We start from the raw sequence: 17,468 nt of genomic DNA, 5'->3' as shown, positions 1-17,468 counted from the left end.
GAGCCTCAGCGGCCACCGTGGCGTGCGGCCACGCGCGCCGCCACCATGATCGCCTTCATCTCGCGCACCGCGTTGTCCCAGCCCGAGAAGATCGACTGCGCGACGATCGCGTGCCCGATGTTGAGCTCGACGATGCCGTCGATCGCCGCGATCTGCTGCACGTTCGTATAGTGCAGGCCGTGGCCGGCGTTGACCTTGAGGCCGAGCGCGACGCCCGCGTCGACGGCGGCCGCCACGCGCTCGTACTCGCGCTGCTGGCCGGCCGCGTCGTGCGCCTCGGCGTAGGCGCCGGTATGCAGCTCCACGACCGGCGCGCCGGCCTCGTGGGCCGCGCGGATCTGGGTCTCGTCCGGGTCGATGAACAGCGACACGCGCACGCCCGCGTCGGCGAGCTGCCGGCAGGCCGCACGCACCGCCTCGAAGTGCCCGGCCACGTCGAGGCCCCCCTCGGTGGTCAGCTCGGCGCGTTTTTCCGGCACGAGACAGGCATCGTGCGGACGCACCTCGCAGGTGATGTCGAGCATTTCCGGCGTGACCGCGCACTCCAGGTTCATGCGCGTGGTGAGCAGCGGGCGCAGCGCGCGCACGTCCGCGTCGCGGATGTGGCGGCGATCCTCGCGCAGGTGCAGCGTGATCGCGTCGGCACCGGCCTGCTCGGCCGCGAGCGCCGCACGGATCGGGTCCGGATAGGCGGTGCCGCGCACGTTGCGCAGCGTCGCGACATGATCGATGTTGACGCCGAGATCGATGGCGTTCGGCGCGGTCAGGAAAAAGCTCATAGGTTTTGCAGATCGATGAGGATCTGGCGCGTCGCGAGTGGCGTGCCGCCCAGATAGGTATTGAGCAGGAAGCGCATCAGCGTCTTGCTTTGCGCGACCGTCTGGGCACGATGGTAATCGTCCTCCTCCATGTCGAGCAATGTCTGACCCGAGACGATCGGCCAGTGCGACGGTGTGTCGTCGCCGGCCTCGCGCACGCCGCGCTCCGGATCGAACACGTAGCGACCGTCGGCGGTGACGGCGCGGCGCGCCACGGTCCGGTTCAGCGCCCGCGCGTAACCGGTCTCGCGCAGCAGCACGCGCTCGAACGAGCGCAGCACCTGCACGGCCGGCTCGTCGTGGGCGAGCCGCGCGAGCGTCACCAGGTAATGCTGAAACAGCGCCGGGAAGGGATCCTCGCGCGCGCAGAACTTGACCAGCAGTTCGTTCACGTAGAAGCCGCAGAGCAGCGCGTCGCCGCCCAGCGGCAGCATTCCGCCCACCCACTCCGCGCCCGTCAGCGTGCGCATCTCCGACTTGCCGGACCACGACAGCGCGAGCGGCTGGAACGTCTGCAGGACCCCGCGCAAGGCCGAATGCGGCCGCTTGGCGCCTTTCGCGACGAGCGCGACGCGGCCGTGGTCGCGCGTCAGCACGTCGATGATCAGGCTGGTTTCGCGATAGGGATGGCTGTGCAGCACGAAGCCGGGCTGCTCGGCGACGCGAAAATCGGATGCGCGCGCCGCGACGCGGCGGGCCTTGCGGGGCCGCGCCGGCTCGGCAGGCGAGCCGGAAGCGGGCGGCTCCGCGACGGAGACGGGTGCGCCGTCGGAGCCGTCGGGCCTGCCGTCATTCGTACCCATAGGCACGCAGCCCCGCTTCGTTGTCCGCCCAGCCGCTCTTCACCTTGATGAATGTTTCGAGATAAACCGGGCCGTCGAACAGCTTCTCCATGTCGAGCCGTGCCTCGGTGCTGATCTGCTTGAGCTTGGCGCCCTTCTTGCCGATCACCATCGCCTTGTGCGAATCGCGCTCGACGAGGATCGTCGCGAACACGCGCGTGAGGCGCCCCTCTTCCTCGAACTTGTCGATGATGACGGTGCTCGTGTAGGGCAGCTCGTCGCCGGTCCAGCGGAATACCTTCTCGCGCAGGATCTCGGCCGCGAGAAAGCGCGAGCTGCGATCGGTCAGGTCGTCCTGGCCGTAGATCGGCTCGCCCTCGGGCAGGTAGGGCTTGACGGTGTCCATCAGACGGCGGATGTCGTCGTCCTGCTTGGCCGACAGCGGCACCACCTCGGCGAACGAGCGCAGCTCGCCCATCTGCTTCAGGAACGGGAACAGCGTCGACTTGTCGTGGATGCGGTCGAGCTTGTTGAGGATCAGCAGCGTCGGCACCTTGGGCGGAATCAGGTCCAGCACCTTCTGGTCGTCCGGGCCGAAGCGGCCAGCCTCGATCACGAACAGGATCGCGTCGACCGAGGTCAGCGTGGAGGTCACGGTGCGGTTGAGCGAGCGGTTCAGCGCAGTGCTGTGGCGCGTCTGGAAGCCAGGCGTGTCGACGAAGATGTACTGCGCGTCGGGCAGCGTGTGGATGCCGGTGATGCGGTGGCGCGTGGTCTGCGCCTTGCGCGAGGTGATGCTGATCTTCTGGCCGACGAGCGCGTTCATCAGCGTCGACTTGCCGACGTTCGGCCGGCCGACGATGGCGATCATGCCGCAACGGAATGCGGGGGTGGCGGTTGCGTTCATATCAGGCTGCTGCGATTCGAGGCGGGCCGCACGACGCGGCCCGCGGATAGGATCAGGCGTTCAACGGCCGACATCGACCACGCGCAACGGCGTGACGGAGAGCTCGTCGTCCGGGTCGGGCGCCGCGCTCGCGATGTCGCGCGCGCGCAACGTGCGGTCCGGCGCGCCGGCGCCGCGCGGCGCGGCATCGGGGTTGTCGGCGGCGCCCGGCTGGCCGGCGGGCGCGGATTTATCGGCGGCGGGCTTGTCGGCGGCAACCGGCGGCTCGGCCACGGGGGCCACGGGGGCCACGGAGGCCGCGTGTGCCGTCGGCCGCTCGCCGGGCGGCTGCGACGAAGCCGGCTTCTCCGGCTCGGCCGGCGCGGCAGGTGCGGCCGGCTTGTCGACGCTCGCGGACTTGTCGGCGGCGGGCGGCTTGGCGCCGCGCTCGGGCTTGTGCGGCAACGTGTCGGCATGCGCGGCCGCACGAATCACGGCCACCGGCGGCGCACCGCGTTCGCCGGCCGCCGACGCCTTCGCTGCACCCTGGGCCGGGCTCATGGCGCGTTCCTTGTGCTCGGGCGCCGCGCGCAGATCGAGCGCCTCCTGCACCCCCTTCACGCCCGGCACGATCTCGGGCTCGCTCTTCGAGGCACGCGCGCTCTTCGAGCGCTTCGACTTGGCGGCCGCCATCGGGCGCGCCATCACCTCGTCGAGCGCCTTCTTCGCGGCGGCCTGCTCGGCCGCGCGGCGGCTCGCCCCGGAGCCAGACACCTTGACGTCGAGCTTCGGCACCGTGCATTCCACCTCGAACTGCTGATTGTGCGCCGCACCATGCGTCGCCACCACGGTATAGGTCGGCAGCGCGATCTTGTGCCCCTGCAGGTATTCCTGCAGCAGCGTCTTGGCGTCCTTGCCGAGCGTGCGCGGATCGATGTGGTCGAGAATCGGGACATAGAGGCGCTTGATCACCCCCTGGGCGGCTTCGAAGCCCCCATCGAGGAACACCGCCCCGATGATGGCTTCGAACGCGTCCGCGAGGATCGACGGCCGGCGGAACCCGCCGCTGCGCAGTTCCCCTTCGCCGAGCCGCAGGCCGTCGGCAATATTGAGGGCCTGTGCGATTTCGTACAGCGACTGCTGCTTGACGAGGTTCGCCCGCACCCGCGACAGGTCGCCTTCGTCCAGCTTGCCGAAGCGCTGGAACAAAAGGGCCGCCACCGCGCAATTCAGAACGGAGTCGCCAAGGAACTCGAGCCGTTCGTTATGCGTGGCGCTATGGCTACGGTGGGTCAAAGCCTGACGCAGCAATTCCGCATTGCGAAATTCGTAGCGCAGCCGGCTTTCCAACTGGGACTGAGACATGAGCAGGAGTATAACGCGGGCGCCGGTTCCGTCTAGCGGCGGACGCCGGGCTCGAAAAGGCGTGTCGAAGCGGTGTTACCGCCGGTTCTTGAAGTGATTTGCCAGCATCGCGCGCGGCCATGGCGCGATGCTGGCGAGCGCGGCTCAGTGGAACGGGCCGATCCGCTTGAGGTCGCTGAAGTTCATCCAGATGAAGAACGCGCGACCGACGATGTCGCGGTCGGGCACGAAGCCCCAGTAGCGGCTGTCCGCGCTGTTGTCGCGGTTGTCGCCCATCATGAAGTAGTGGCCGGGCGGCACCTTGCAGATCACGCCGTGCTCGTTGTACGTGCAGTTGCTCTTGTACGGGAAATCGTAGGCGCCCATCACGTACGGCGGCACGGCCGGATTGTTCAGGATCGCGTTCTTGCGCGTGCCGTCGATGGTCTCCTCATACTGTTTCGCATAGTTCATGCGCTCTTCGTCGAAGAAGTCGGGCAGCGGCGTCTCCGGCACCGGCTGGCCGTTGATCGTTAGCTTCTTGTCGAGGTATTGGACGGTGTCGCCGGGCAGGCCGATCACGCGCTTGATGTAGTCGACCGATTCGTCCTTCGGGTAGCGGAACACCACCACGTCGCCGCGCTGGAGCGGGCTGCCCTTGGTGATCTTCTGGTTGCCGATCGGCAGGCGCAGGCCGTATTCGAACTTGTTCACGAGAATGAAATCGCCGACCAGCAGCGTCGGCACCATCGAGCCCGACGGGATCTTGAACGGCTCGACCACGAACGAGCGCACCACGAACACCGCCAGGATCACCGGGAAGAAGCTGGCCGTGTATTCGAGCCACCAAGGCTGGCGCAGCTTGTCGTCGCGCAGCTTGGCGCGCGTCTCGGCCGCGTTCTCGTCGGCGAAGCGCTCGCCGACGCGGGCCTGCTGGCGGTCGAACTCGGCGACCGCCGCGTCGGCCGCCTTGCGCCGGCGCGGCAGGAACACCAGCTTGTCCAGCACCCACGCGATACCCGTCAAGACGACGAGCACAAAAAGAATCAATGCGAAATTCATAAAAGGATCAGTCCTGTTATTTGTCTTCGACACGCAAGATCGCGAGGAACGCTTCCTGCGGGATCTCGACCGAACCCACCTGCTTCATGCGCTTTTTGCCTTCCTTCTGCTTTTCCAGCAGCTTCTTCTTGCGCGTGATGTCGCCGCCGTAGCACTTGGCCAGCACGTTCTTGCGCAGCGCCTTGATATTCTCGCGCGCGATGATGTGCGCGCCGATCGCCGCCTGGATCGCGACGTCGTACATCTGGCGCGGGATGATCTCACGCATCTTCGCCGCCACCTCGCGGCCGCGGTATTGCGACTGCGAACGGTGAACGATGACCGACAGCGCGTCGACCTTGTCGCCGTTGATCAGCATGTCGACCTTGACCACGTCCGAGGCGCGATACTCCTTGAATTCGTAATCCATCGACGCATAGCCGCGCGACACCGACTTCAGCCGGTCGAAAAAGTCGAGCACGATTTCGGCCATCGGGATCTCGTAGGTCAGTTGCACCTGGCGGCCGTGGTACTGCATGTTGATCTGCGAACCGCGCTTTTGCGTGCAGAGCGTGATGACCGAGCCGACGTAGTCCTGCGGCATGTAGAGGTTCACGGTCACGATCGGCTCGCGAATCTCCTCGATGCGGGCCGGCTCGGGCATCTTCGCCGGATTCTCGACCATGATGGTCGTGCCGTCGCTCTGCACCACCTCGTAGACCACCGTCGGCGCGGTGGTGATGAGGTCCATGTCGAACTCGCGTTCGAGGCGCTCCTGCACGATCTCCATGTGCAGCAGGCCCAGGAAGCCGCAGCGGAAGCCGAAGCCGAGCGCCTGCGAGACTTCCGGCTCGTACTGCAGCGAGGCGTCGTTGAGCTTGAGCTTCTCGAGCGATTCGCGCAGCGCGTCGTACTGGTTCGCCTCGACCGGATAGAGGCCCGCGAACACCTGCGGCTTCACTTCCTTGAAGCCCGGCAGCGGCTCGGCGGCGGCCTTCGTCACGTGCGTGACGGTGTCGCCCACCTTGGCGGCCGTCAGTTCCTTGATGCCGGCGATGATGAAGCCGACCTGCCCCGCCGAGAGCGATTCCAGGTTGCGCGACTTCGGCGTGAACACGCCGATGTGCTCGACCGGGAACTGCGCGCCGGTGGCCATCAGCTTGATCTTGTCCTTCGGGCGCAGCGTACCGTTGACGATGCGCACCAGCATCACCACGCCGACGTAGTTGTCGAACCACGAATCGATGATGAGCGCCTGCAGCGGCGCGTCCGGATCGCCCTTCGGCGGCGGCACCTTGGCGATCAGCGACTCGAGCACGTCCTCGACGCCGAGGCCGGTCTTCGCGCTGCAGCGCGTCGCGTCGGTCGCGTCGATGCCGATCACGTCCTCGATCTCGGTGATCGCGTTGTCGGGGTTCGCCGCAGGCAGGTCGATCTTGTTCAGCACCGGCACCACCTCGACGCCGAGCTCGATCGCCGTGTAGCAGTTCGCGACCGTCTGGGCCTCGACGCCCTGGCTCGCGTCCACCACCAGCAGCGCGCCCTCGCAGGCCGACAGCGAGCGGCTGACTTCGTAGGAGAAGTCGACGTGCCCCGGCGTGTCGATCAGGTTGAGGTTATAGACCTTGCCGTCGCGGGCGCGGTACGTGAGCGCCGCCGTCTGGGCCTTGATCGTGATGCCGCGCTCGCGTTCGAGGTCCATCGAGTCGAGCACCTGGGCTTCCATTTCACGGTCGGTCAGGCCGCCGCAAACCTGGATGATGCGATCCGCGAGCGTCGACTTGCCATGGTCGATGTGGGCGATGATCGAGAAATTGCGAATATGATCCATTCAGTGCCGATCAAGCGAAAAAGGCGCGCTCGACGACTGCGGAGCACGCCTTGTAAGTCGGTGAAAAAACGGCCTATTTTAGCCGAAAAGGGCTGTCCGGGGCGGCATTTTGGCCGCCGCGGCAGGCTCCGCGGCACGAAACCTGCAGGAACGACCGGCCGCCGGCACGCTCCGGCGCTCCGCAGGCGGCGCGCGACGCGGCTCAGCGGGCCGCGCGGCGCTCGAGCGCCGCCCGCACGCATCGCGGATCGAGGCGGTGCCGGCACAGCTCGACACCGTCGAGCAGCAGCACCGGCACGTCCTCGTCATAGCGCGCGACGAGCGCCGGATCGGCGTCGACGTCGAGGTAGTCCACCTCCACGCCGAATTCGGCCGCGAGCGGCGCCAGTGCGGCACGCATCTCGCCGCACAGGTGGCACCAGCCGCGGCCGTACAGCGTCAGCGCCATGCGCGACCTACTTCTGCCGCGGCCGCAGCGGGACGAACTGCGTGTTGTCGCCGCGTCGCACCAGCACCGCGACCATCTTCTGCGGATCGAGCTTAGAGGTGACCTCGACGAACTGCTTCGCGCTCGTGATATCGACGTCGCCGACGCGGATCACGATGTCGTCGCGCTTCAGGCCCGCGCGCGAGGCCGGCCCTTCGGCCAGGTCGACGTGCACGCCGTTCGGCACCTTCGCGGCCTTCAACTGGTCCGCCGTCAGGTCGCTGACCGTCAGCCCGAGCGCGTTGCTCTGGCGCGGCGTGGCGGGCCGGCGCGGCTTGCCGTCGTCGGCGCGCGCGTTCTTCTCGGCCGGCACCTCGGCGATCGTGATCGGCAAGTCGCGCGAGCTGCCCTTGCGCCAGATCGTCAGCGTCGCCTGGGTGCCCGGCTTGGTGTCGCCGACCATGCGCGGCAGGTCGGTGGCTTCATCCACCTGGCGGCCGTTGAACTTGAGGATGATGTCGCCGGGCTGCACGCCGGCCTTGTCGGCCGGGCCGCCCGCCACGACGCTGCTGACCAGGGCGCCTTCCGCGCGCGGCAGCCCGATCGAGTCGGCCACGTCCTTGGTGACCTCGGCGATCGCCACCGCGATGCGCCCGCGCGTGACCTTGCCCGTGGTCTTCAGTTGCTCGGCCACGCGCATCGCCTCATCGATCGGAATCGCGAACGAGATCCCCATGAAGCCGCCAGTGCGGCTGTAGATCTGCGAGTTGATGCCGATCACCTCGCCCTGCATGTTGATCAGCGGGCCGCCCGAGTTGCCCGGGTTGACCGCCACGTCGGTCTGGATGAAGGGCAGGTAGTCGCCCGTGTTGCGGCCCTTCGCGCTGACGATGCCGGCCGTGACCGTATTGTCGAGCCCGAACGGCGAACCGATCGCGACCACCCACTCGCCCACGCGCACCTTGTTCGAATCGCCGATCGCCACGGTCGGCAGGCCGCTGGCGTTGATCTTGACGATCGCCACGTCGGTGCGCTCGTCCACGCCGATCAGCTTGGCCTTGAACTCGCGCTTGTCGGTCAGCGTAACGTAGATGGTGTCGGCGTCGTCGACCACGTGCGCGTTCGTCATCACATAACCGTCCGGCGACAGGATGAAGCCCGAGCCCACGCCGCGGTTCTGCTCGGTGTCGGGCGCGTCGGGCAAGGCGTTCTTCGGCGTGCCGGGCGAACCCGGCGCGCCCGGCAGCGGAATGCCGAAAAAGCGGCGGAAGAACTCCGACATGTCACCGTCGTCCGGCCCCTGCGGGAACACGCCGCCGCGCGGATCGGCCGGCACGATCGCGGTGGTGCGGATGTTGACGACCGCCGGGCCCACCTTTTCGACCAGATCCGCGAAATCGGGCAGCGCCGCGCGCGCCGCCGGCGCGGTGGGCGGCGCGACCGGCACGGTGACCGGTGCGGACGCGCCCTGCACGGGCGCGGCGGTTTGCGCCGCCAGCGACGCGACGGGCAGGCAAGCCGTCAGCGCCGCTGCGGCCATCCAGGGACGCAGCGTGAATGTGATCATGTCGGGAAACCGGAAGATTACTTCGAAGGCTTGTATTCTATGGCAGCCGCGAACTGCTGCAACGTCGCCGGCGGCACTTCGCCGAGCAGCGTGATCCAGAAATCGCCGCGGCGCTTCACCAGCACATGCGTCGCGCCCGTGCTGCCCGCACCTTCCTTGCGCGTGCCCTTCTCCACCGGCTCCAGGAATACGGAGATGGTCGCGAGCCCGTCGGTAAACACGGCCTGATCGACCGGGATCGGCGGCTCGTTCGCGTCGCGCGCGGCCATCGGGCGGCGCACCTCGCGGATCTTGCGGAAACCGGCCACGCTCGGCGCGATCCGCCAGCCCTGCGACTCGATGTCGACGGGCGCCACCGGCGGGCGCACCACCGTGCAGCCGCTCAGGTTGTGGATGCCGTTCGCGATCGCCGTCTTCTGGCCCGGGCGCTCCTGGCCGATCTGCAGCTGCGAGAACGCCACCTGCTCGAGCACGTGATCGTCGGCATCGAGCGTCTGGCTACGCAGCAGCAGCCCCGTCTTCGCATCGGTCCAGAGCTTGTAGGCATAGCGGTAGCCGTCCTTCGGCACCAGTTCGGCAACCTGCGCATCGACACCGGCCACGCGATCCTGGCCGAGCGGCTTCAGGTCATACACCGACAGCACCTCGGCGCCGCTCGCGCCGAGCAGCGCCGGGAACGCGTCGCGGTTCTGGCGGCGCTCGACCACGCAGAGCTGGCGTTCCGGCACGAACGTCACGAGATCGTCGTTGTGGCGCAACAGCTTGCGCGGCTTGCCGTCGAGGCTTTCGATCTGCTCGTACTCGCCGCCCTTGGCGGCGATGTGCACGATGTGCGAGGACTGCACGTAGGTGCCGCGCTGGAACACGAAGGTGCCGTCGTAGCTCTGCTGCTGCGCGGCCTGCTGGATGCGATCGAGCCATGCGGCGGCGGCTTGCGGGCCGGCGGCCGGATCGACCGGCTGCTGCGCGATGGCATGCGAATGAACCGAGAGCAAGGCGGCTGCGCAGAGCACGAGCGCGGGCAGCCGCGTCCAGCCTGAAGTGGCGCGATTCAACAGCGATGTCCGCATCGGGTTTACTGGCCTTGCGTGGCGGCGGTGCGAATCAGCGGCATCGAGCCCGGCACGACAGGCTGCTGCGCGAATTGCTGGTGGGCCTCGAGATACTGGTCGAGGCTCGCATCACGGATGATGTTGCCGTCCTGGCGGCTCGACGCGGCCACGCGCTGCAGATCCTGCGGCGCGACCGAGGCAACCTGCACCGCCCCTCCGACCTGGCCTGCCGTGCCCTGCAGTTGCGGCACGACGATCCAGGTCAGCGTGGCCGCGGCGGCCGCCACCGCGAAGGCGGGCAGCACGCGGCGGCGCAGCGGCTGGCGCCGGACGGCCGCTTCGGCCGCGGCGGCCGACGCCACCGTGACGGCGGCCGGCGCGATCAGGTGCGGCTCGGCCGCGAACGCGGCCGCGAAACGGGCGCCGAAGGCCTGGCTGACGGCCGGCTCGATCGCCAGTTCGTCGGAGCGCAGCGCGTCGCCGATCGCGTGATATTCGGCCCAGGTGCGGCGCTCGGTGACGCCGAATCCGGCCAGGATCTGCCCGATCGACCCGGCCGACGCTTCACCGTCGATCAGTGCGGACAGTTGCTCGCCCTGCGAGCCTGCTTGCGATTGCGTAGAGACCGACCCCATGATGCTCCCCATCTTCCGATACCCCGTCGTGACCACGACTCAATCTGTAACTGGACCCCGTGCCGATCCTGCCGCCGGGCAAGCGCTTACCAGCGCTTGCCTTCCGGCGTGTCGAGCAGCGGCCGCAACTTGTTGGCGATCGCTTCGCGGGCCCGGAAGATACGCGAACGCACGGTGCCGATGGGACAATCCATCATTTCCGCGATTTCCTCGTAACTCAGACCCTCGATTTCCCGCAGCGTGATGGCCGTGCGCAATTCCTCGGGCAACAGCGCCATCGCCGCATTCACCGTTTCGGCGATCTGCTTGCTCATCAACATCGACTCGGGCGTGTTGATATCCCTTAGTTGGTCGGCATCGGAGAAAGTTTCAGCCTCTTCGGCATCGGCTTCAGTCGAGGTCGGTGCGCGGCGCCCCTGGGTTGCCAGGTAGTTCTTCGCCGTGTTGACGGCAATCCGATACAACCATGTGTAGAACGCGGATTCGCCGCGGAATTGCGGCAACGCCCGGTAGGCCTTGATGAACGCGTCCTGGGCCACGTCCTCGACCTCGGCGGGGTCACGCACGAGGCGCGAGATCAGCCGGAGGATCTTGCGGTGGTATTTGGAGACCAGGAGTTCGAACGCCGCCTTGTCACCTTTCTGTACGCGCTCGACCAGGGCCTGATCGATTTCTTTTTCACTCACCTGACAAATCCGTTAACTAGGGATGCAACGCGGAGCGCTATTGTAGCAACGCCACCTGGCGCGCCGCGAAACGCGCGCGGCGCGTGCTGCCGGCCTAGCCGTGCGTGGCCTGCCTGCCGTGCACCGACAGGGCGCGAAAGGCACGCGCGTCGAGCGCGTCGGCCGGCACCACGAACGGTACCGGACGGCCGTGCCCGCACGCGATCGCGAGCACCAGCAGGCGGTCCGCCCACTGCGTGCAGCCGACCACCGGGCCGTACGCCACGCGCCGGCCGCCGCGATCGAACACGGCGAGCGCGCCGCTGCCCGCGTCGATCTGCAAGGCAGCCGGCACGCGGCTGGCGCTGGTCCGCCGCGCGACCGACGCGAGATACGCGCCGCTCAGCATCCCGACGAGCATCGCTCCCGTTCGATCCATGAAACTGCCCGGCAGCGCTGCGGCTGCCGCGGCGACGGCCGCCGCGCAGAGCACGACGAACGCCGCCAACGCGACGCGCAGCGTCGCCGAGGCACGCAGCGCAACGGGCTGCGTGCCGGCGGAAAACAGGAGGAAGGGATCCGTCAAGCGACCCCGCTTCAGACGCGCTTGAAAACCAGCGTGCCGTTAGTCCCGCCAAAGCCGAAGGAGTTCTTCAGCGCGACGTCGATCTTCATGTCCCGCGCCTGGTTCGCGCAGTAATCGAGATCACATTCGGGATCCTGATTGAAGATGTTGATGGTCGGCGGCGACACCTGGTTGTGCACGGCGAGCACCGTAAACACCGATTCGAGGCCGCCCGCGCCGCCCAGCAGGTGGCCCGTCATCGACTTCGTCGAGTTGACCACCATCTGCTTGGCGCGATCGCCGAACGCCCGCTTGATGCCGGTCGTCTCGGCCAGGTCGCCGAGCGGCGTCGAGGTGCCGTGCGCGTTCAGGTAGTTGACCTCGTCGGGATTGACGCCGGCGTTGCGCAGCGCGGCCAGCATGCAGCGGCGCGCGCCGTCGCCGTCCTCGACCGGGGCGGTCATGTGATGGGCATCGGCGCTCATGCCGTAGCCCGCCACTTCGGCGTAGATCTTCGCGCCGCGCGCCTTCGCATGCTCGTACTCCTCGAGCACCATCACGCCGGCCCCCTCGCCGAGCACGAAGCCGTCGCGGTCCTTGTCCCACGGACGGCTCGCCGTGGCCGGGTCGTCGTTGCGCTGCGACAGCGCGCGCGCGGCCGCGAAGCCGCCGATGCCGAGCGGCGAGACGGTCGCTTCCGCGCCGCCCGCGATCATCACGTCGGCGTCGCCGTACTCGATCAGGCGGGCCGCCTCACCGATGCAGTGCAGGCCCGTGGTACAGGCCGTCACGATCGCGAGGTTCGGGCCTTTCAGGCCAAACTTGATCGACAGGTGGCCCGAGATCATATTGATGATCGAGGCCGGCACGAAGAACGGCGAGATGCGGCGCGGGCCGCGATTGAGCAGTTCGGTCTGCGTGACCTCGATCATCGGCAGCCCGCCGATGCCGGAGCCCACCACGACGCCGATGCGCTCCGAATTCTCGTCGGTCACTTCGAGACCGCAGTCCTTCATGGCCTGCATGCCCGCTGCGATGCCGTAATGGATGAAGGTATCCATGTGGCGTGCTTCCTTCGCCGGCAGGTACGCTTCGACGTCGAAGTCCTTCACCTCGCCCGCAAAGCGGGTCGAAAAATTCGTGGCATCGAACTTGGTGATATTGACGATGCCGGATTTTCCGGCAACGAGATTGGCCCAACCGTCGGCAACATTATTGCCAACAGGCGAAATCAGCCCCAGGCCTGTAACGACAACTCGGCGGCGGCTCACGGTACCCTCTTTTCCATTGAATGACTAAAGCAAAAGCCACAGCGGCCGCAGGAACCAGCCCTGCGAGCCCTGTGGCTGTTAACGCGGCCGGCATCGATGCCGGCCGCGCGATCGAGCGCCAATGCAGCGTTCCAGAAAACGTTGCAGACGGCGTGTGCCTGTGTCAGGCCTTGACGTTCGCGCGAGCGTAGTCGATCGCTTGCTGAACCGTCGTGATCTTTTCGGCCTCTTCGTCCGGGATTTCCATGCCGAACTCGTCTTCGAGCGCCATCACCAGCTCGACCGTGTCGAGCGAGTCCGCACCCAGATCGTTCACGAACGAGGCTTCGTTCTTGATTTCGCCTTCGGCGACGCCCAGTTGCTCGGCGACGATCTTCTTGACACGTTGTTCGATGTTGTCCATTACCCCTCCGAGGGAAAGTTCAAATTTACAAGTGCGCGCATTTTATCAGGTTTGATGCCGCCAAAAATGCGTGCCGGCGTTGCGGTTCGACAGGCGCCCGATGCGCCTTTCTCCATCCGTCACACGGCGCGGATGGTAAACGAATTCCGTTACGACATGTACATGCCGCCGTTCACGTGCAGCGTCGTGCCGGTGATGTAACCGGCCTGCGGCGATGCCAGGAACGCGACGGCGTGAGCGATGTCGTCGGTGCTGCCGAGGCGGCCGAGCGGAATCTGGCTCTTCAGCGCCGCCTGCTGCTCTTCAGGCAGCGCCTTGGTCATGTCGGTATCGATGAAGCCGGGCGCGACGCAGTTCACCGTGATGCCGCGGCTGCCGATCTCGCGCGCGAGCGCGCGCGTCAGGCCGGCCACGCCGGCCTTGGCGGCCGCGTAGTTGGCCTGGCCCGGATTGCCGAGCGAGCCGACCACCGAGGTGATGTTGATGATGCGCCCGCCGCGGGCCTTCATCATCGGGCGCAGCACCGCGCGCGACAGCCGGAACACCGACTTCAGGTTGGTGTCGATCACCGCATCCCAGTCGTCGTCCTTCATGCGCATCGCGAGCTGGTCCTGCGTGATGCCGGCATTGTTGACGAGCACGTCGAGGCGGCCGAATTCCTTCACGGTCGCCTCGATCAGCGCTTCGCCCGCGGCCGCGTCGTTGACGTCGAGCACCGCGCCGCGGCCGGCCGCGCCGGCCTCCGCGAACGCGGCACTGATCGCCTGCGCGCCGGCCTCGCTGGTCGCGGTGCCGATCACCGTCGCGCCGCTGCGCGCGAGTTCGAGCGCGATCGCGCGACCGATGCCGCGCGACGCGCCGGTCACGATCGCCACCTGTTTGTCGAGATTCTTGTCCATATTGGTTCCGTGAAACGATGGAAGCGGAATGTCAAGGCGCCGCGTTACGCGGTGACGAGCTTGAGCACGTCGTCGAGCGTGGCGGGATCGAACACCGATACCCCCGTGAGCGTGCCGTCGATGCGCTTGGTCAGCCCCGCCAGCACCTTGCCCGGGCCGCATTCGACCAGCTGCGTGACACCGGTGCCGGCGATGTGCCGCACGCACTCGACCCAGCGCACCGGGCCGGCCGCCTGACGCACGAGCGCGTCCTTGATCGCGGCGGGATCGGACACCACGGCCACGTCGATGTTGTTGACCAGCGGGATCGCCGGCGCGTTCACGGTGACGCTCGCCAGGTAGTCGCGCAGCTGATCCGAGGCCGGCTTGAGCAGCGACGAATGGAACGGCGCCGACACCGGCAGCGGCAACGCGCGCTTGGCGCCCTTCGCCTTCGCCAGTTCGCAGGCCTTCTCGACCGCGGCCTTGGCGCCGGCAATCACGACTTGTGCCGGCGCGTTGAAGTTGACCGCCTCGACCACGCCTTCGGCCGATGCCTCGGCGCAGACGGCGCGGACCGTGTCGTCGTCGAGGCCGAGGATCGCGGCCATGCCGCCCTGGCCGACCGGCACCGCGTTCTGCATCGCCTGCGCGCGGAACCGCACGAGCGGCACCGCATCGCGGAACGCGATCGCACCGGCGGCCACCAGCGCCGTGTACTCGCCGAGGCTGTGCCCCGCGACGATCGACGGCGCCGGGCCGCCCGCCGCCTGCCAGGCGCGATAGCAGGCGTAGGCGGCCGTCAGCATCACGGGCTGGGTGTTGGCCGTCAGGTTCAGTTCTTCAGCGGGACCTTCCGCGATCAGCTTGCCGAGGTCCTGGTTCAGCGCGTCGGACGCTTCCTGGACGGTCTCGCGCACCACGGCGAGATCGGCGAAGGCGTTGAGCATGCCGACCGATTGCGAACCTTGTCCCGGAAAAACAAAGGCAAATTTCATTTCGTCCTCATTGATTCGATTCGAGCGGCGCACCCGCGATGGCGGGCGCGCCCGCGAGGGGCCGCCGCGCGCTCAGAAGCGGAATGCCGTCGCGCCCCAGGTGAAGCCGCCGCCGACGCCCTCGATCAGGACCGTCTGACCGCGCTGGATTCGCCCGTCGCGCACCGCCACGTCGAGCGCCAGCGGAATCGACGCGGCCGAGGTGTTGCCATGCTCGCCGACGGTGACGACCATGCGCTCCTGGGGCAGGCCCAGCTTGCGGCAGGTGCTGGTCATGATACGGATATTGGCCTGGTGCGGAATCAGCCAGTCGACCTGGTCGGCCGTCAGGTTGGCCTTTTCGAGCGCCTCGATGGCCACCTTCTCGAGCACGTTGACGGCAAGCTTGAACACCGCCTGGCCGTCCATGTGCAGGAACGCGCTGCCGGCGATCACGCCGCCGTTCACGTTGCCCGGCGTGCAGAGGATGTGCGAGTAGCTGCCGTCCGCGTGCAGCGCGCTGCCGAGAATGCCAGGCTCGTCCGAGGCCGACAGCACCACCGCGCCGGCGCCGTCGCCGAACAGCACGCAGGTGGTGCGGTCCTTGAAATCGAGGATGCGCGAGAAGGTCTCGGCGCCCACCACCAGCGCGGTGCGGTGCTGGCCGCCGCGAATGAAGCTGTCGGCCGTGGCCAGCGCGTAGGCGAAGCCCGAGCACACGGCCTGCACGTCGAACGCGGCGCCGCCGTTGCGGATGCCGAGCTTGTTCTGCAGCAGGCAGGCCGTGCTCGGAAAGACGAAATCGGGGGTCGAGGTGGCGACGATGATCAGATCGATCGACTGCGGATCGATGTCGGCGGCCTCGATCGCGCGCTGCGCGGCGGCCAGCGCGAGATCGCTGGTCGTCACGTCCGGATCGGCGAAGTGGCGCGCGTGGATGCCGGTGCGCGCGACGATCCACTCGTCGCTGGTTTCGATGCCGTCCTTCGCGAGACGCTCGGCGAGCGCCTGATTCGTGACCCGGTTGGGCGGCAGGTGGCTGCCCGTGCCGAGCACGCGGGAATAGAGAGTCGATTGGGCCATTTAAGCTTTCGAGGACAAAGCGGAAGAAGGCTCGGCCTGCTGACCGGCGGACGGACCCGCCTGACCGGCACCGCCCGCGTCGTGACCGCTTTCGCCAAGCGGCATCGCGTTCTCCGCCATGGCCCGGGAAAGGCGCTCCAGCACGCCATTTTTGACCGCATCATACCCGCGTTTGATGGCCCACTCAAACGCGTAGGCGTCGGCCGAACCGTGGCTCTTGATGACGAGCCCGCGCAGGCCGAGCAACGCCGCGCCATTGTACTGGCGATGGTCGACGCGCCGCTTGAAGCGCAGCAGCACCGGCAGCGCCAGCACGGCCATCAGCTTGGTCAGCCAGGAGCGGCTGAATTCTTCCTTGATGATGTCGGCGAGCATCTGGGCGAGGCCTTCCGAGGTCTTCAGCGCGACGTTGCCGACGAAGCCGTCGCAGACGATCACGTCGACCGTGCCCTTGTAGATGTCGTTACCCTCGACGTTGCCGCGGAAGTTGAGCGTGCTGGCGCGCAGCAGTTCGCCCGCGCGCTTGATCGTGTCGTTGCCCTTGATCACTTCCTCGCCGATGTTGAGCAGGCCGATCGACGGACGATCCCTGCCCTCGAGCGCCGCGACGAGCGCGTGCCCCATTTCGGCGAACTGGAGCAGGTGCTGCGGCTCGCAGTCCACGTTCGCGCCGAGGTCGAGCATCATCGTGTAGCCGGTCGGGTTCGGCAGCGCGAACGCGATCGCCGGCCGCTCGATGCCGGGCAGCGTCTTCAGCACATAGCGCGACACGGCCATCAGCGCGCCGGTGTTGCCGGCCGACACGCAGGCCTGCGCCGCGCCTTCCTTGACGTGGTTCAGCGCGACGCGCATCGAGGAATCTTTTTTCCGGCGCAGCGCGATCTCGACGGAATCGTCCATCGCGACCACTTCCGTGGCCGGGACGATCGAGAGCGCGGGCTCGTCGAGCGCCTTGAGCTTTTTCAGCTGGGCACGTATCGCGGTATCGATGCCTACCAGCATCAAATGCGCATCAGGGTGCGCACGGACAAACTTGACTGCCGCGGGAACGGTCACGGACGGGCCGTGGTCGCCTCCCATGCAATCGATCGTGAGCTTTACTGTCATGGAGTGCGACGAATTTCAGGCACAAAAAAGCGGCAGTTGAATGCCGCCTTTTTGTCGAGCCAGGAAAGTGTCAAGCGAACCGGTCGTCGTGCGAAGTGCCCTGACATGGGGCCGGATCTCGCGCGACGAAACGCGC

General features: G+C 67.4%; 18 protein-coding genes. All 18 read right to left on the bottom strand.

Translation table 11 applies throughout. The features are described 5' to 3' along the window. Positions 1–5: 5 nt before the first annotated feature. Positions 6–779 carry a pyridoxine 5'-phosphate synthase gene (gene pdxJ / locus KS03_RS21950; protein ID WP_012735035.1) on the bottom strand — a complete coding sequence of 258 codons (774 nt, stop codon included), beginning with the start codon at positions 777–779 and terminating at the stop codon, positions 6–8. Next, entirely contained in the window at positions 776–1,621 is an 846-nt protein-coding gene (gene recO / locus KS03_RS21945; protein WP_012735034.1) for a DNA repair protein RecO, read from the bottom strand. The genes pdxJ and recO overlap by 4 nt, the downstream gene beginning before the upstream one ends. Further along, the gene (gene era / locus KS03_RS21940) at positions 1,608–2,507 is read right to left on the bottom strand and encodes a GTPase Era (protein ID WP_012735033.1); all 900 of its coding nucleotides are present in this window, start codon (positions 2,505–2,507) and stop codon (positions 1,608–1,610) included. The genes recO and era overlap by 14 nt, the downstream gene beginning before the upstream one ends. A gap of 60 nt (positions 2,508–2,567) precedes the next feature. Continuing rightward, entirely contained in the window at positions 2,568–3,851 is a 1,284-nt protein-coding gene (gene rnc, locus KS03_RS21935) for a ribonuclease III (RefSeq protein ID WP_012735032.1), read from the bottom strand. Between the two features lie 144 nt (positions 3,852–3,995). After that, the gene (lepB, locus tag KS03_RS21930) at positions 3,996–4,892 is read right to left on the bottom strand and encodes a signal peptidase I (RefSeq protein ID WP_012735031.1); all 897 of its coding nucleotides are present in this window, start codon (positions 4,890–4,892) and stop codon (positions 3,996–3,998) included. Positions 4,893–4,908: 16 nt separating this feature from the next. Then, positions 4,909–6,702, bottom strand: a complete 1,794-nt coding sequence (gene lepA / locus KS03_RS21925) for a translation elongation factor 4 (protein WP_012735030.1) — start codon at positions 6,700–6,702, stop codon at positions 4,909–4,911. Positions 6,703–6,904: 202 nt separating this feature from the next. After that, positions 6,905–7,150: a glutaredoxin family protein gene (locus KS03_RS21920; RefSeq protein WP_012735029.1), complete on the bottom strand. Its 246-nt coding sequence runs from the start codon at positions 7,148–7,150 to the stop codon at positions 6,905–6,907. A gap of 7 nt (positions 7,151–7,157) precedes the next feature. After that, a complete protein-coding gene (locus KS03_RS21915) occupies positions 7,158–8,696 on the bottom strand; it encodes a DegQ family serine endoprotease (protein WP_012735028.1) in 1,539 nt (512 codons plus the stop codon). Positions 8,697–8,713: 17 nt separating this feature from the next. Then, a complete protein-coding gene (locus tag KS03_RS21910; protein WP_012735027.1) occupies positions 8,714–9,766 on the bottom strand; it encodes a MucB/RseB C-terminal domain-containing protein in 1,053 nt (350 codons plus the stop codon). Between the two features lie 5 nt (positions 9,767–9,771). After that, on the bottom strand, positions 9,772–10,383 hold the full coding sequence (locus KS03_RS21905; protein WP_012735026.1) for a sigma-E factor negative regulatory protein: 612 nt from the start codon (positions 10,381–10,383) through the stop codon (positions 9,772–9,774). An 86-nt stretch (positions 10,384–10,469) separates the two neighbouring features. Then, the gene (gene rpoE, locus KS03_RS21900; RefSeq protein ID WP_012735025.1) at positions 10,470–11,069 is read right to left on the bottom strand and encodes an RNA polymerase sigma factor RpoE; all 600 of its coding nucleotides are present in this window, start codon (positions 11,067–11,069) and stop codon (positions 10,470–10,472) included. 94 nt (positions 11,070–11,163) lie between these two features. After that, the gene (locus KS03_RS21895) at positions 11,164–11,634 is read right to left on the bottom strand and encodes a hypothetical protein (RefSeq protein WP_012735024.1); all 471 of its coding nucleotides are present in this window, start codon (positions 11,632–11,634) and stop codon (positions 11,164–11,166) included. 11 nt (positions 11,635–11,645) lie between these two features. Continuing rightward, positions 11,646–12,884: a beta-ketoacyl-ACP synthase II gene (fabF, locus tag KS03_RS21890; protein ID WP_012735023.1), complete on the bottom strand. Its 1,239-nt coding sequence runs from the start codon at positions 12,882–12,884 to the stop codon at positions 11,646–11,648. A 163-nt stretch (positions 12,885–13,047) separates the two neighbouring features. Next, positions 13,048–13,287, bottom strand: a complete 240-nt coding sequence (acpP, locus tag KS03_RS21885) for an acyl carrier protein (protein WP_012735022.1) — start codon at positions 13,285–13,287, stop codon at positions 13,048–13,050. A 149-nt stretch (positions 13,288–13,436) separates the two neighbouring features. Next, positions 13,437–14,186 carry a 3-oxoacyl-ACP reductase FabG gene (gene fabG, locus KS03_RS21880; protein WP_012735021.1) on the bottom strand — a complete coding sequence of 250 codons (750 nt, stop codon included), beginning with the start codon at positions 14,184–14,186 and terminating at the stop codon, positions 13,437–13,439. Between the two features lie 44 nt (positions 14,187–14,230). Next, entirely contained in the window at positions 14,231–15,163 is a 933-nt protein-coding gene (fabD, locus tag KS03_RS21875) for an ACP S-malonyltransferase (protein WP_012735020.1), read from the bottom strand. 72 nt (positions 15,164–15,235) lie between these two features. Beyond that, positions 15,236–16,225: a beta-ketoacyl-ACP synthase III gene (locus KS03_RS21870; protein WP_012735019.1), complete on the bottom strand. Its 990-nt coding sequence runs from the start codon at positions 16,223–16,225 to the stop codon at positions 15,236–15,238. Further along, positions 16,226–17,332, bottom strand: coding sequence for a phosphate acyltransferase PlsX (gene plsX / locus KS03_RS21865; protein WP_012735018.1), 1,107 nt, complete (start codon positions 17,330–17,332; stop codon positions 16,226–16,228). Positions 17,333–17,468 lie beyond the last annotated feature (136 nt).

It is taken from the genome of Burkholderia glumae LMG 2196 = ATCC 33617, from assembly GCF_000960995.1.
GTDB classification, from domain to species: Bacteria; Pseudomonadota; Gammaproteobacteria; order Burkholderiales; family Burkholderiaceae; genus Burkholderia; species Burkholderia glumae.
This window is presented reverse-complemented; position numbering and strand designations above follow the sequence as displayed.

Coding starts and splice junctions, on each gene's coding strand:
- era (WP_012735033.1), bottom strand. CDS start 2,507: ATGAACGCAACCGCCACCCCCGCATTCCGTTGCGGCATGATCGCCATC.
- KS03_RS21910 (WP_012735027.1), bottom strand. CDS start 9,766: ATGCGGACATCGCTGTTGAATCGCGCCACTTCAGGCTGGACGCGGCTG.
- fabD (WP_012735020.1), bottom strand. CDS start 15,163: ATGAAATTTGCCTTTGTTTTTCCGGGACAAGGTTCGCAATCGGTCGGC.
- pdxJ (WP_012735035.1), bottom strand. CDS start 779: ATGAGCTTTTTCCTGACCGCGCCGAACGCCATCGATCTCGGCGTCAAC.
- lepB (WP_012735031.1), bottom strand. CDS start 4,892: ATGAATTTCGCATTGATTCTTTTTGTGCTCGTCGTCTTGACGGGTATC.
- KS03_RS21905 (WP_012735026.1), bottom strand. CDS start 10,383: ATGGGGTCGGTCTCTACGCAATCGCAAGCAGGCTCGCAGGGCGAGCAA.
- recO (WP_012735034.1), bottom strand. CDS start 1,621: ATGGGTACGAATGACGGCAGGCCCGACGGCTCCGACGGCGCACCCGTC.
- plsX (WP_012735018.1), bottom strand. CDS start 17,332: ATGACAGTAAAGCTCACGATCGATTGCATGGGAGGCGACCACGGCCCG.
- KS03_RS21870 (WP_012735019.1), bottom strand. CDS start 16,225: ATGGCCCAATCGACTCTCTATTCCCGCGTGCTCGGCACGGGCAGCCAC.
- KS03_RS21920 (WP_012735029.1), bottom strand. CDS start 7,150: ATGGCGCTGACGCTGTACGGCCGCGGCTGGTGCCACCTGTGCGGCGAG.
- acpP (WP_012735022.1), bottom strand. CDS start 13,287: ATGGACAACATCGAACAACGTGTCAAGAAGATCGTCGCCGAGCAACTG.
- KS03_RS21915 (WP_012735028.1), bottom strand. CDS start 8,696: ATGATCACATTCACGCTGCGTCCCTGGATGGCCGCAGCGGCGCTGACG.
- lepA (WP_012735030.1), bottom strand. CDS start 6,702: ATGGATCATATTCGCAATTTCTCGATCATCGCCCACATCGACCATGGC.
- rnc (WP_012735032.1), bottom strand. CDS start 3,851: ATGTCTCAGTCCCAGTTGGAAAGCCGGCTGCGCTACGAATTTCGCAAT.
- fabG (WP_012735021.1), bottom strand. CDS start 14,186: ATGGACAAGAATCTCGACAAACAGGTGGCGATCGTGACCGGCGCGTCG.